Annotated in this window: 14 protein-coding genes; 11 read left to right on the plus strand and 3 right to left on the minus strand. The window is 55.8% G+C overall.

Translation table 11 applies throughout. The features are described 5' to 3' along the window. Window positions 1-26: 26 nt before the first annotated feature. The 7 genes from rpsA to CF161_RS26185 all read left to right on the plus strand — a co-directional run bounded on the left by rpsA (window position 27) and on the right by CF161_RS26185 (window position 7668). Complete coding sequence (gene rpsA / locus CF161_RS26155) at window positions 27-1721, plus strand: 30S ribosomal protein S1 (protein ID WP_020299641.1); 1695 nt, start codon at window positions 27-29, stop codon at window positions 1719-1721. 190 nt (window positions 1722-1911) lie between these two features. Continuing rightward, the gene (locus CF161_RS26160) at window positions 1912-2193 is read left to right on the plus strand and encodes a hypothetical protein (RefSeq protein ID WP_020299642.1); all 282 of its coding nucleotides are present in this window, start codon (window positions 1912-1914) and stop codon (window positions 2191-2193) included. 145 nt (window positions 2194-2338) lie between these two features. Next, on the plus strand, window positions 2339-2635 hold the full coding sequence (ihfB, locus tag CF161_RS26165; protein ID WP_020299643.1) for an integration host factor subunit beta: 297 nt from the start codon (window positions 2339-2341) through the stop codon (window positions 2633-2635). A gap of 400 nt (window positions 2636-3035) precedes the next feature. Beyond that, window positions 3036-3998: an SDR family oxidoreductase gene (locus tag CF161_RS26170; protein WP_043230420.1), complete on the plus strand. Its 963-nt coding sequence runs from the start codon at window positions 3036-3038 to the stop codon at window positions 3996-3998. A gap of 102 nt (window positions 3999-4100) precedes the next feature. Then, window positions 4101-5120, plus strand: a complete 1020-nt coding sequence (locus tag CF161_RS26175; RefSeq protein WP_020299646.1) for a glycosyltransferase family 4 protein — start codon at window positions 4101-4103, stop codon at window positions 5118-5120. 104 nt (window positions 5121-5224) lie between these two features. Continuing rightward, window positions 5225-7219, plus strand: a complete 1995-nt coding sequence (locus CF161_RS26180; RefSeq protein WP_020299647.1) for a nucleoside-diphosphate sugar epimerase/dehydratase — start codon at window positions 5225-5227, stop codon at window positions 7217-7219. Between the two features lie 113 nt (window positions 7220-7332). Beyond that, window positions 7333-7668: a helix-hairpin-helix domain-containing protein gene (locus CF161_RS26185; RefSeq protein ID WP_020299648.1), complete on the plus strand. Its 336-nt coding sequence runs from the start codon at window positions 7333-7335 to the stop codon at window positions 7666-7668. A 155-nt stretch (window positions 7669-7823) separates the two neighbouring features. On the opposite strand, the gene CF161_RS26190 is transcribed toward CF161_RS26185, so the two are convergent. Further along, on the minus strand, window positions 7824-8393 hold the full coding sequence (locus CF161_RS26190; RefSeq protein WP_020299649.1) for a TetR/AcrR family transcriptional regulator: 570 nt from the start codon (window positions 8391-8393) through the stop codon (window positions 7824-7826). 183 nt (window positions 8394-8576) lie between these two features. On the opposite strand from CF161_RS26190, the gene CF161_RS26195 reads away from it, so the two are divergent. Both CF161_RS26195 and CF161_RS26200 read left to right on the plus strand, forming a co-directional pair. Continuing rightward, window positions 8577-9227 carry a GntR family transcriptional regulator gene (locus tag CF161_RS26195; RefSeq protein ID WP_043230423.1) on the plus strand — a complete coding sequence of 217 codons (651 nt, stop codon included), beginning with the start codon at window positions 8577-8579 and terminating at the stop codon, window positions 9225-9227. Window positions 9228-9245: 18 nt separating this feature from the next. After that, complete coding sequence (locus CF161_RS26200) at window positions 9246-10094, plus strand: DUF1989 domain-containing protein (protein WP_020299651.1); 849 nt, start codon at window positions 9246-9248, stop codon at window positions 10092-10094. Between the two features lie 45 nt (window positions 10095-10139). Here the strand turns inward: CF161_RS26200 and CF161_RS32500 are convergent, their stop codons facing one another. Both CF161_RS32500 and eat read right to left on the minus strand, forming a co-directional pair. Then, window positions 10140-10307 (minus strand): DUF2897 family protein, encoded by a 168-nt coding sequence (locus CF161_RS32500; protein WP_020299652.1) that lies wholly within the window; start codon window positions 10305-10307, stop codon window positions 10140-10142. 131 nt (window positions 10308-10438) lie between these two features. Beyond that, window positions 10439-11803: an ethanolamine permease gene (gene eat / locus CF161_RS26205; RefSeq protein ID WP_020299653.1), complete on the minus strand. Its 1365-nt coding sequence runs from the start codon at window positions 11801-11803 to the stop codon at window positions 10439-10441. 347 nt (window positions 11804-12150) lie between these two features. On the opposite strand from eat, the gene kdpF reads away from it, so the two are divergent. Together kdpF and kdpA are read left to right on the plus strand one after the other, a co-directional pair. Then, the gene (gene kdpF / locus CF161_RS32505) at window positions 12151-12240 is read left to right on the plus strand and encodes a K(+)-transporting ATPase subunit F (protein WP_007899818.1); all 90 of its coding nucleotides are present in this window, start codon (window positions 12151-12153) and stop codon (window positions 12238-12240) included. A gap of 8 nt (window positions 12241-12248) precedes the next feature. Continuing rightward, complete coding sequence (gene kdpA / locus CF161_RS26210; protein ID WP_020299655.1) at window positions 12249-13958, plus strand: potassium-transporting ATPase subunit KdpA; 1710 nt, start codon at window positions 12249-12251, stop codon at window positions 13956-13958. The last annotated feature ends 1 nt before the right edge of the window (window position 13959 follow it).

The following is a 13959-nucleotide window of genomic DNA, read 5'->3' on the forward strand; positions in this document are numbered from 1 at the left end:
CTTCGCCCTTATCAACAGGAATTAAAATGAGCGAAAGCTTTGCGGAACTCTTTGAAGAAAGCCTAAAAACCCTGAACCTTCAGGCAGGCTCCATCATCACCGGTGTTATCGTTGATATCGATTACCAAGCTCGTTGGGTAACCGTTCACGCTGGCCTGAAGTCTGAAGCACTCATCCCGCTTGAGCAGTTCTACAACGACGCTGGCGATCTGACTATCAACGTCGGTGACGAAGTTCACGTTGCGCTGGACTCGGTTGAAGATGGCTTTGGTGAAACCAAGCTGTCCCGTGAAAAAGCCAAGCGCGCTGAATGCTGGATTGTTCTGGAAGCAGCCTTCGCAGCCGAAGAAGTGGTCAAGGGCGTTATCAACGGTAAGGTTAAAGGCGGCTTCACTGTCGACGTTAACGGCATCCGTGCGTTCCTGCCAGGTTCTCTGGTTGACGTCCGTCCAGTGCGCGACACCACGCACCTGGAAGGCAAAGAGCTGGAATTCAAGGTCATCAAGCTGGACCAGAAGCGCAACAACGTTGTCGTTTCCCGTCGCAGCGTCCTCGAAGCCGAGAACTCCGCCGAGCGTGAAGCTCTGCTGGAATCCCTGCAGGAAGGCCAGCAAGTCAAAGGTATCGTTAAAAACCTCACCGATTACGGCGCATTCGTCGATCTGGGTGGCGTTGATGGCCTGCTGCACATCACCGACATGGCTTGGAAGCGTATCAAGCATCCTTCCGAAATCGTCAACGTTGGCGACGAGATCGATGTCAAGGTTCTGAAGTACGATCGTGAGCGCAACCGTGTCTCCCTGGGCTTGAAGCAGCTGGGCGAAGATCCATGGGTCGCTATCAAAGCTCGTTACCCAGAAAGCACTCGCGTTACCGCGCGTGTAACCAACCTGACCGACTACGGCTGCTTTGCTGAGCTGGAAGAAGGCGTTGAAGGTCTGGTACACGTTTCCGAAATGGACTGGACCAACAAGAACATCCACCCTTCGAAAGTCGTACAAGTCGGCGACGAAGTGGAAGTTATGGTTCTGGACATCGACGAAGAGCGTCGTCGTATCTCCCTCGGCATCAAGCAGTGCAAATCTAACCCATGGGAAGATTTCTCTGGCCAGTTCAACAAGGGCGATAAAATCTCCGGCACCATCAAGTCGATCACCGATTTCGGTATCTTCATTGGTCTGGACGGCGGCATCGACGGCCTGGTTCACCTGTCCGACATCTCCTGGAACGAAGTGGGCGAAGAAGCCGTACGCCGCTTCAAGAAGGGCGACGAGCTGGACACTGTTATCCTGTCGGTTGACCCAGAGCGTGAGCGTATCTCCCTGGGTATCAAGCAACTGGAAAGCGATCCGTTCTCCGAGTACGTTCAAGAGAACGACAAAGGCGCAATCGTTAAGGGTGTTGTAAAAGAAGTTGACGCCAAAGGCGCCATCATCACCCTGGCCAACGATATCGAAGCTACTCTGAAAGCCTCTGAAATCAGCCGTGACCGCATCGAAGATGCGCGTAACGTTCTGAAAGAAGGCGAAGAAGTTGAAGCCAAGATCATCAGCGTTGACCGTAAGAGCCGCGTAATCCAGCTCTCGATCAAGTCGAAAGACGTTGAAGACGAGAAAGAAGCAATCCAAAGCCTGCGCGACAAGCCAGCTGCTTCGGACATCGCTGCTGGTCCTACCACTCTGGGCGACCTGTTGCGTGCACAAATGGAAAAACAGAACTAAGTTCTGTAAGACCATAGAAAAAGGGCGACTTCGGTCGCCCTTTTTTGTGCTTGGAGTTTGAGTTAAACCCTTCTGAAACCAACATATGCACTGAGTTGTCTCTTCTTATAAGCAACGAGCTTGCTCATCAGGAGCTAGGCTTGGGTTGAAAGGGTATCAGCATCGCAGCCTATGCTGCATAAGGAAGGGAATGAACAGACTCGCAGTTATTGTCGCCGTGCTCCTTCTTGCTGGATGTACCACCAGCGCCAAGACCCATGCGATACGTGGCGTCAGTGGAATTGAAATTGATTGCTCGGGCTTGGGCTCGGATTGGGAAAAATGTTACAAGCGCGCAGCTAAGGAGTGCAAAGCCGGTGGTTACAAAGTCATAACCAAGTCCAGCGATGCGAAGGACGAGGAGGGCGATTATCCCTTCGGTTGGAACCCCGCTGGCTACGTTACCCGCACAATGCTGGTCATGTGCAGGTAAGTGGCTCTGAGGTGCTGAAGGGGGCGCTAGATGCGATGCAATTGTGGTCCAGCAGATAAGTCAATACACGGGCTGTTCAAAATCCTCAGAGCATGCTAAAACCTTCTGAGCACTGACCTAGCTGCTTGAAAAAGAAGGGAAAAATATGACGAAGTCGGAGTTGATCGAACGAATTGTCACCCATCAAGGGCTGCTGTCATCCAAGGATGTTGAGCTGGCCATCAAGACTATGCTTGAGCAAATGTCCCAATGCCTGGCGACCGGCGACCGGATCGAGATTCGGGGGTTTGGTAGTTTCTCACTGCACTACCGTGCGCCGCGAGTGGGTCGCAACCCGAAGACAGGGCAGTCGGTAAGCCTCGACGGGAAATTTGTGCCGCATTTCAAGCCGGGTAAAGAGCTGCGAGATCGAGTGAATGAAGAAGAGGAGGAAGGTTTTTAATTCTTTCTAAATATACCTGAAGGCAATGACTGAAGTTGTCAGGCTTAGTTGTTTTTGACTTTTGGCGCAGATGTTATTACCTAGCATGCCTTAGTAAATTGATATCAATAATACTCAGGTAGAATATTTTTTAAGCATCTTGAAATTAATGATGTGGCTCTTCCGATTTTTTGTCGGAGGATCGTCATTTTGTAAAATTTTTATTTTTGAATTTCACATCTGGCGTGTCCATGGTTCTATGCATTTCTTGATTTTATGGGCCGTTGAAGATTTTTTCTGTCTATTTTTTAATCAGCGTTTGGGTCGTCACTCTTGATTTGAAGGCTGTTCATCAAAGGTTTGATGTTTCTAGCTGGCCGATTTCACTGAATCAATAAGTATTTCAATTTCAAGAGGTAAGATGAGTAGGATCCTTTTAACCGGAGTGTCCGGCCTTGTGGGTCGTGCTGTTCACGAGCGGTTATCCATCTCCCCAATAAATGAATTGGTTGCAGTGCTGCGAACGCCTGTAAACGATTTACCTGAGTCCACAGTCGTTGTGAAAGTTGCCGATATCGATGGGTCTACAGCTTGGGGGGATGCCTTAGGTGGATGCAGTGCTGTTATTCATGCTGCGGCACGTGTTCATGTCATGCATGAAACCTCAAGTGACAGCCTTCGTGATTTTCGGCGGGTGAATGTTGAAGGAACTCTCAATCTGGCCCGGCAAGCAGCACAATCGGGCGTTCGTCGCTTTGTATTTATTAGTTCGATCAAGGTCAATGGCGAAGGAACAGTTCCTGGCGCTCCTTATTTTGCAGATGCTAAACCTGCACCAGCAGATCCCTATGGTATTTCCAAAATGGAAGCCGAGCAGGGGTTAAGGGAGATCGCCGGGCAAACCGGGATGGAGGTTGTCATTATCCGGCCTACTCTGGTTTACGGACCGGGTGTGAAAGCCAATTTTCTGAATATGATGCGTTGGTTGAGCAAGGGAGTGCCGCTGCCATTGGGGGCGATCAATAATCGCCGTAGTCTGGTGGCGCTGGGAAACCTGGTTGATTTAGTCGTCACCTGTCTCAGTCATCCTGCAGCTGCCAATCAGACCTTTCTGGTTAGCGATGGTGAGGATCTTTCTACGACTGAGTTGTTGCGTAGAATGGGGCAAGCCCTCGGCTCTCCGGCTCGTCTATTGCCTGTGCCTAGTTGGATGCTTGAGACAGGGGCTACGCTGCTGGGCAGAAAAGCTTTTTCCCAGCGCTTATGCGGTTCGCTCCAGGTCGATATCAGTAAAACCCGCGAGTTGTTAGGCTGGACTCCTCCCCTGAGTGTCGATGCTGCACTGCGCGTCACCGCTCAGCATTTTATCGAACAGCGTAAGTAATCAGCAGGCAGTCCAAAGAGCGCAGTTATTTTCACCCGGATGTAAGCGCCTTGAATTTGTCCGCTGATGAACTCTCCTATGGTTTCAGGAACTGAATCGTAAATGGCAATCTGGTACTTTTTTGCGGGGGTGGCACTTGCCTCGCTTTGGCTCACATGGGTACTGCGTCGATACGCATTGGCGCGCAGCCTTATGGATATTCCTAACGGGCGCAGCTCTCATACGGTACCGACGCCGCGTGGGGGCGGTGTGGCTATTGTCCTTAGTTTCCTTCTCACTTTGCCGTTTCTGGCGTTTGCAGTTGAGGTGCCATTGCCTGTTGTATGGGCGCTGACGGGAGCTGGAGGGCTGATAGCAGTTGTTGGGTTTCTAGATGATCATGGGCATATTGCCGCCCGCTGGCGATTATTGGCGCATTTCCTTGCCGCGGGGTGGGCCTTGCTCTGGTTGGGTGGGTTGCCGGCTATCAAGCTTTTTGGGGCTGACATCAGCCTCGGTTGGCTGGGCCACGCCTTGGCTGCTTTTTATCTGGTCTGGTTGCTCAATCTCTACAACTTCATGGATGGGATTGATGGTATTGCCAGTGTTGAGGCTATTTGTACGTGCCTGGGGGCTTGCCTGATCTATTGGTTGACTGGCAATGAGCATTTGATTTGGTCGCCATTGTTACTGGCAATGGCTGTTCTCGGATTCCTCTACTGGAATTTCCCTCCGGCACGCATTTTCATGGGGGACGCGGGCAGTGGTTTTCTCGGCATTATCCTCGGTGTCCTATCCCTGCAAGCTGCGTGGAGTTCGCCACAATTTTTGTGGGTTTGGCTGATCCTGCTTGGCGTGTTTATCGTTGACGCCACTTTCACACTGATCCGGCGTCTGGTGCGAGGAGATAAGGTTTACGAAGCGCACCGTAGCCATGGATATCAATTCGCTTCCCGTCAGTTTGGGCGCCATCTGCCGGTCACGCTTGCTGTCGTGTTTATCAACTTGTTCTGGTTGCTACCAATAGCGCTTGGCGTCGGTCTTTTTGGCCTGGATGGTATTATTGGTGTTGCGCTAGCCTATCTGCCTTTGATTTTCCTGGCACTCAGATTCCATGCTGGAGAGTTGGAACAAAAAAGCTGATACAGGCCTGCATGAGTTGGCGCGGAACAGGTATTGGCTTGCTGACCAAATAAATCAATACACCATGGTTATCAAGGCTAGGGATTGAGGTAGTAAAAGGGGTTATGGATAAAATACGAACATATCTGTTGAGCCTTCCGCGCCGACAAAAGCGCTTCCTTCAGGTGGCCGCCGACATTGTGTTGGTCTGGATCGCCTTGTGGATGGCATTTGTTGTGAGGTTGGGGTTTGATGATCTGAACAATCCCTTTGTCGTTCATCTCTGGCTATTTTTGAGCGCACCGGTGGTGGCGATTCCGCTTTTTGTCCGGTTTGGAATGTATCGCGCTGTGATGCGTTACTTTGGTAATGATGCGCTGATCGCCATTGTCAAGGCAGTCAGTTTATCCGCGTTGATATTGGCCCTGGTTGTGTACTTGTACAGTAATCATCAAACGGTCGTCCCTCGTTCCATCGTGTTCAATTATTGGTGGTTGAGCATGGTTTTTGTAGGTGGGCTACGTCTGGTGATGCGCCAGTACTTTATCGGTGACTGGTTTACCGCGGCACAGCATGTTCCTTTTACTAGTCGCGATGATGGGCTGCCCAAGGTTGCCATCTATGGCGCCGGCGCTGCCGGTAACCAGCTTGTTGCTGCATTGCGCATGGGCAAGCTTATGCGTCCTGTGGCCTTTATCGATGATGACAGCAGCATCGCCGATCGAGTGATCTCTGGGTTGCAGGTCTATAAGCCAAAACACATCAAACAGATGATTGATGATACTGGGGCGATCGAAGTGCTCTTGGCTATCCCCTCATCAAGCCGCAGTCGTCGTCGGGAAATATTGGGTTTCCTAGAGAAATACCCACTGCACGTGCGCAGTGTTCCCGGCTTTATGGACCTTGCCAGCGGTCGGGTAAAGGTCGATGACATTCAAGAGGTGGACATTGCTGACTTGCTGGGGCGTGATGCAGTGCCCGCGCAGGAGGAGTTGCTTGCTCGTTGTATCAAAGGGCGAATTGTTCTGGTGACGGGAGCGGGTGGGTCTATCGGCTCTGAACTTTGCAGGCAGATACTTTCGTCCGAGCCTACGACGCTGCTGCTGTTCGACCATGGCGAATTCAATCTTTACAGCATTTTGTCAGAGTTGGAGCAGCGCGTTGCGCGCGAATCATTGCCGGTCAAGTTGCTTCCCATTTTAGGTTCGGCCCGTAATCAGGCGAAGTTGTTAGATGTGATGACAACCTGGAAGGTCGATACGGTTTACCACGCCGCGGCGTACAAGCATGTGCCGATGGTTGAGCACAATATTGCCGAAGGTGTCCTGAATAACGTTATCGGCACGCTGAATACGGCTCAGGCCGCTTTGCAGGCAGGTGTTGCAAACTTTGTACTTATCTCCACTGACAAGGCTGTTCGCCCGACCAATGTCATGGGCAGTACCAAGCGTCTTGCCGAATTGACTCTGCAGGCGTTGAGTCGTGAACTGGCTCCAGTTTTTCTGGGCGATGAGTCGAATATTTCTCGGGTCAATAAAACCCGCTTCACCATGGTTCGCTTCGGTAATGTGCTGGGGTCTTCCGGTTCAGTCATTCCGTTGTTCCATAAGCAGATCAAATCTGGCGGCCCGCTGACGGTCACTCATCCCAAGATCACCCGTTACTTCATGACCATCCCTGAAGCCGCTCAATTGGTGATTCAGGCCGGCTCCATGGGGCAGGGCGGTGATGTGTTCGTGCTGGACATGGGAGAGCCGGTCAAGATCGTCGAGTTGGCGGAGAAGATGATTCACCTTTCGGGTCTGAGCGTGCGCTCGGACAAGAACCCGCATGGTGATATCGCTATCGAGTTCACAGGCTTGCGTCCGGGTGAAAAGCTTTACGAAGAGTTACTGATTGGCGACAACGTTGCAGCCACGGATCACCCCATGATCATGAGTGCCAACGAAGACCATTTGCCTTGGGATGTATTGAAGGTCCGGCTGACTGAACTGCTTGCTGCTGTTGAGTTGGACGACTACGCCAAGGTTCGCCAATTGCTGCGCGAGACGGTCAGCGGCTATACCCCGGACGGGGAGATCGTTGATTGGATTTATCAGCAGCGGCGCCTCAAACCCTAGGCCTACATAAGCTGTAACTCACCCACTTTTGACTTGCCCGGCACATCACCTAGGTTTGGAAGGCAGCTTCGGAAAAGCTGCTTTTCCTAATCGATGTCATGGAGAGTCACTCAATGCGTAACCCTTACTTTTCTTCGTTGATCTTTGCATTGCTGGCCGGCGTGGCGGCGACTGTTGTCAACGCTGCTCCGGTTGCCAAGTCGCAAGTTGAAGCACCGATCGTTGCTTCAGCTCCCGCACCGGTCGCGGTAACCAAGCTCGATTTGAATACCGCTGACGCAGCAGCATTGCAGCGTGAGCTTTTCGGTGTCGGTGAAACCAAGGCGAAGGCCATCATCGCTTACCGCGAAAGCAATGGCCCGTTCACGTCGGTGGATGAGTTGCTGGAAGTCAAAGGGATCGGCAAGGTGCTGCTGGAAAAGAACCGCGAGAAACTCGAGGTCAATTGAAGCTGATCTAACGTTTGAAGCCGGTCATTGACCGGCTTTTTTTGGCGTCGGTTTTGGTGAGTGTGAGCAGACTTTTATTGTGAGCTGAACGTTGCGGGGCAGGGCTGCGCAATGTGGCCGTGACCAAGATTCCCGAGTGCTTCACGCAAGCCTGTTCAGCTCGACGTCTGTGGCGTTTGCTTCAGGTGCTCACGCGCGACATCCAGTATGTGTCGAGCCAGCTTGGTGCTGTGCACACTGCGCGACAGTACCAGGGCACCGACCAAGGTCGACATGATCAGCAGGCTTTGATCGTTAGCCTGCTCTGTACCCAACAAGGCGTTTTGCACTTGTTCAAGTCGAGCCATGAGGATGGCATCGGTGGTGGAGCTTGGCTGGCCGCGCAAACCCAGCTCTGCAGACATGGTCGGCAGGGGGCATCCTTGGTGAGGGGAGCTTTGATGCCATTCGGAGAGGTAGTTGTCGATAAAGGCGTGCAGCGGTCGCGGCTCGCTGAACAGCTGGGCGCAATGTTCGTCGAGCTCTGCGGCCGAGGCTTGCAGGGCTTTCTCGACCAGTTCGTCCTTGGACGCGAAATGCGAGTAGAAGCCTCCGTGGGTCAGGCCTAAGGCTTTCATCAGTGGTTGCAGTCCTGTGGCGCCGATTCCATCACGTCGGAAGCGTTGCGAAGCCTCTTTGATGATGCGCTGGTGGGTCTGGGCTTTGTGGTCTGGTGAGTACCGCATCTGAGAAATCTCCACAAACTGAGGCGCCATCTTAACCAAGGTTAATCAGATGGTGACTGTACTTCAAAGCCCCGACGGCCAGCTGTCGGCGGGAGTCAGTCCGGTACTGGCTGGATGCGGGTGGTTGGCACGATTAGTGGTTATCTGTTGTTCAGTGATTGTTGAACAATGTCGAGGCGCCTCATGAGTACAGGTGTGTCACTGGCCGATCAGATCAGGCTCGAATTGCGTGACGATATTATCGGTGGTCGTCTGCTGCCCGGGATGGCGTTGATCGAAAGCGAGCTGGTGGCGGCCTACAACGCCTCACGCAATACCATCCGCGAAGCCTTGCATCAGCTTGGGCAGGAAGGCTTGACCCGTTATGTGCGCAACAAGGGCGTCATGGTCCGGCGCTTGGGCACGGAAGACGTACGTGATCTGTTCCAGGTGCGCCGGACGCTGGAGTTGCAGGCCATCGCCATTAGCCTGCCGCTGCGCGACTACCAGTCCGATCGCATGCTCGAGTCCATTGAGGCCGCGCAGTTGGCCTGGGAGCGTGAAGACTGGCGCTCGGTAGGCACCCATAGCCTGGGTTTCCACCAGCATGTGGTGGGGTTGATGGGCAGTCGGTTGTTCGATGAGTTCTTCACCAACGTAGTGGCTCAGATGCGTCTGGTGTTTTGTGCCGCCCCGGACGAGCAGCATTTCCAGGCCCCCTGGCTGACGCGGGACCGGCAGATCCATGACTTGCTGGCCGAAGGCAACAGGGACGAGGCGGGCGTGGCCATGGAGGGTTATCTGTACGACTCCGAGCGTTTGCTGCTCGACATTCTCAATCAGGCTTCCCGTTAACTCGCGAGGGCTTCAACCATGTACAAGGACTATCCAGCCGCTTATCAGGTGAGCAAAGGTTCTGCTTTGCAGGTAGATACGGCGTTTTATCAGCGGATCCGCGATACACCCGACAAGCGTCGGCTGATTGAGCAGTTCGAGGTTCCGATCCGCACCGGGCGCGCCTGGAAAGTCCCCGCCGGGCATGTGTTTCGGGTGACTACCCCGGTGGGGCCTCAGGTTGGCGACTTCAATGTCTGGAATGCCAATGACCCGCGGGAGCGGTTGTGGGCGGCGCGAACCCGGCAATTGCAGGGTGCCCACGTCAGCACCCATGACCGGCTCTGGTCGAATCTGCCGTTTCTGCGGCCGCTGGTCACCATCACCGATGACAGTCTGGCCAGCTACGGCATCGATGAGCACGGCGGCCGCGTGCATGACCTGCTGGGCACGCGCTGCGACCCGTACGTCAATCGGATGCTGACCGGTGAGGACTTCCATCACCATTGCCACTCCAATCTGACACGCGCCGTGCTGCCCCATGGCTTGACCGAGTTCGATGTGCACGATGTGTTGAATATCTTCCAGTGCACCGGGCTCAACCATGATGACCTGTATTTCATGAAGGCCTGTCCGGCGCAAAAGGGCGACTACCTCGAGTTCTTTGCCGAGATCGACGTGCTGTGTGCGTTGTCGACCTGTCCGGGCGGCGATCTGTCGTTGCCGATGTGGGGCCCGGATGCCCAGGATCCGTTGAGCGTCTGCCTCCCGTTGGGGGTGGAGATTTATCAGCTGGAGGAATCGTTGCTCGAGGGTTGGAGCCAACCTCAACGTGCGGCCTATAAAGGGCAGCATGGCCTGCAACTGGCCAAGGCCGATTGGGAATAGCGGCCATTGAAAAGCCCCTTCCTGATCAGGGAAGGGGCGTGAGGCTTAACGGTCTTGCGCTTCCTTGGCATCCATTTGTGCGTTGCGCTCGGCGACGCGTTTACGTTGCTCTTCGGTCAGTTCCACCTTGTTGGCGGTGTCGCGCAGCATCATCAAGCCGCCGACGATCGAACCTATAGCAACCACCAGAATCAACCAGGCATACCAGGGCATAGGGCTCTCCTTGATGGCAGGCCGGTGGGCGAAGGGTTCGCCTGCGAGCCTGCCTGTACCACTTTGAGTTAAAGCGTTTCGCAGTGGTTCCATTGTATGCCTGATCCGGCGGGTGTGCGTTCACTGCGTGGTCAGAGCCCGGTGAGCATCGCGTCCGCTGGAGCCTCGGCGCGCAGTTGTGCGGTGAGCTGGAAGTAGATGAAGCCGGCTGCCATGAAACCGAGAAAGATCAGCCCGATCAGGGTGTTGAACCAGGCCATGGCGACCAGGCAGACCACCGCCAGTGCCAGGGCGGTGGCGGGCACCAGCGGGTAGCCCGGGGCACGGAAAGTACGCTCGAGGTTGGGCTCGGTTTTGCGCAGCTTGAACAAGCTGAGCATGCTCATGATGTACATCACAATCGCTCCGAACACCGCCATGGTGATCATGGCCGCCGTCAGCGTCATGCCGCCCAGGTTGATCAGGCCGTCACTGTAGATGGCGGCGATACCGATCAGGCCGCCCGCGATGATCGCTCGGTGCGGGGTCTGGAAGCGTGACAGTCTGGCCAGAGATTTGGGCAGGTAGCCGGCGCGGGCGAGGGCGAAGAATTGCCGCGAGTAGCCAAGGATGATGCCGTGGAAGCTCGCCACCAGGCCGAACAGACCGATCCACACCAACATATGCAGCCAGCCCGAGCTTTCGCCGACCACGGTCTTCATTGCCTGGGGCAGCGGGTCGTTGATGTTCGACAAGGTGCGCCAGTCACCCACGCCGCCGGCAAAGAACATCACCCCCATGGCCAGCAGCACCAGGGTCAGGATGCCGCTGATGTAGGCCTTGGGAATGGTGCGTTTCGGGTCTTTGGCTTCTTCGGCGGCCATGGCGGCACCTTCGATGGCGAGAAAGAACCAGATGGCGAATGGAATGGCCGCGAACATCCCGGCAATCGCCGGCGCGCCGAAGGTGTCCGAACCGGCCCAGCCATTGAGGGCGAAGTTGCTGAAGCTGAACGCCGGCGCGACCACGCCCATGAATACCAGCAGCTCGGCCACCGCCAGCACGCACACCACCAGTTCGAAGGTGGCTGCCAGTTTGACCCCGAGAATGTTCAGCCCCATGAACACCAGGTAGGCGCCGACTGCGGCGTGTTTCGGGTCGAGGGCGGGAAACTGCACGTTCAGGTAGGCGCCAATCGCCAGGGCGATGGCGGGCGGGGCGAAGACGAACTCGATCAAGGTCGCCAGGCCCGCAATCAGCCCACCCTTTTCACCAAAGGCCCGACGGCTATAGGCAAAGGGCCCGCCGGCATGGGGAATCGCCGTGGTCAGCTCGGTGAAGCTGAATATGAAGCAGGTGTACATGGTTGCGACCATCAGTGAGGTCAGCAGAAACCCCAGGGTCCCGGCCACGCCCCAGCCATAACTCCAGCCGAAATACTCCCCGGAAATCACCAGGCCGACCGCAATACCCCATAAGTGCAGGGTGCCCAAGGTGGGTTTGAGTTGTGTGTTCATCGCGTGCTCCCTGAACGGTTTGAAGTGCTCGAAGGGGAGGGCTGCACCGGCCATGCCAGTCTTGGCCAGTACGTCGCAAAGCCTGGAAAGCTGTCGTATCGAGGATGTTCAGCCTCTTTTCGCCCCTCAAAGCGTTCGAAATCGGGCAGGCGCGTGCCTTGCATCGGGGCACCGCTGTTGGCGGTGGTCAATGGCCATCGGCCCCTGGCAACCAGGCGTAAAGGGCATGCAAAGCCACTCTTTACGCTTTCTTTATGCCTGACCCACCGCGTCGATCTCGTTCCTTTACAGGCTGCCTGCGGACAATGCCCCTACACGCGGCAATCGCCGTAACTCGGAGAAATTCCATGAGCGTTCTGGACGGGGTGTCACTGCTGCTGGCAGTGGGGCTGTTCATTTATCTACTGGTTGCGCTGTTGCGCGCGGATCGGAACTAGGAGCAGCTATGCACAGTTATGACTACGGGCTGATCCTGGCTTTTTTCGCCCTGGTGCTGCTACCGGCGCCGTTGCTGGGACGGTTCTACTACAAGGTAATGGAAGGCCAGCGCACTTGGCTGACGCCGGTGCTGGGGCCGGTGGAGCGGGTCTGCTATCGCCTGTCCGGGGTTGATCCACAGACCGAGCAGAGCTGGCAGAAGTACACCCTGGCGTTGCTCGCTTTCAACCTGGCGGGCTTTGTCCTGCTGTTTGCGATCCTGCTGTTCCAGGACCACCTTCCGCTCAATCCGCAAAACCTGCCGGGCCAGGAGTGGACGTTGGCGTTCAACACCGCCATCAGCTTCATGACCAACACCAACTGGCAGAGTTACAGCGGCGAAGCCTCCCTGAGCTACCTGAGCCAAATGGCAGGCCTGACCGTGCAGAACTTCGTCAGCGCCGCCACCGGCCTGGCCGTGCTGGTGGCCTTGTGCCGTGGCATCGGTCGTCGCTCGGCGCAAACCCTGGGCAACTTCTGGGTCGACATGACCCGCGCAACGCTTTATGGCTTGCTGCCGTTGTGCCTGCTGCTGGCGTTGTTCCTGGTGTGGCAGGGGGTGCCTCAGACCTTCGCTCACTATGTGAATGCGCTGACGATGCAGGGCGCCGATCAAGTCATCCCTCTGGGCCCGGCGGCCAGCCAGATCGCCATCAAGCAACTGGGGACCAACGGCGGCGGCTTCTTTGGCGCCAACTCGGCCCACCCATTCGAAAACCCCAGCGCCTGGAGCAACCTGTTCGAGTTGGGCTCGATCATCCTGATCCCGGTGGCCCTGGTGTTTACGTTTGGCCATTACGTCAAGGATCTGCGCCAGAGCCGGGCCATCATCGCCTGCATGCTGGCGTTGTTCCTGATTGGCGGCGCCACCTCGCTGTGGGCCGAATACCAGCCCAACCCTGCGCTGAACAATGTGGCGGTGGAGCAGACCGCGCCGCTGGAAGGCAAGGAAGCGCGTTTCGGTACAACCGCCACCGTGCTCTGGTCGGTGACCACCACCGCGGCGTCCAACGGTTCGGTCAACGGCATGCATGACAGCCTCAACCCCCTGAGCGGGATGGTGGCGCTGATCAACATGATGGTTGGCGAAGTGATCTTCGGCGGCGTGGGAGCCGGTCTTTACGGGATGTTGCTCAACGTGTTGATCGCGGTATTCCTGGCCGGGTTGATGATCGGGCGAACCCCGGAATACCTGGGCAAGAAACTGCAGGCCAAGGAAGTGCAATTGCTGGTGGTGACCCTGATGGTGATGCCAATCGGTGTTCTGGTGCTGGGGGCGGTTGCCGCCAGCCTGCCGGTGCCCGCATCGGCCATCAGCAACCCCGGGCCCCATGGTTTCAGCCAGTTGCTCTATGCCTACACCTCGGCCAGTGCCAACAACGGCTCGGCCTTCGCCGGCTTCAGCGCCAACACGGCGTTCCACAACCTGATGCTGGGCCTGGGCATGTTGATCGGGCGCTTCGGCTACATCCTGCCGGTACTGGCCCTGGCCGGTAGCCTGGCGATGAAGAAGACCGCGCCGATTGGCCAGAACAGTTTCCCGACCCATGGCCCGCTGTTCGTCACGCTGCTGACGGTGACCATTTTGCTGGTGGGCGGCCTGACGTTCCTGCCAACCCTGGCACTGGGGCCTATTGCCGAACACCTGAGCATGGCTGCCCTTGGGTTCAAGGGCTGAG

Origin of the sequence: Pseudomonas sp. CF161, from assembly GCF_000416215.1 — a bacterium.
GTDB lineage: Bacteria > Pseudomonadota > Gammaproteobacteria > Pseudomonadales > Pseudomonadaceae > Aquipseudomonas.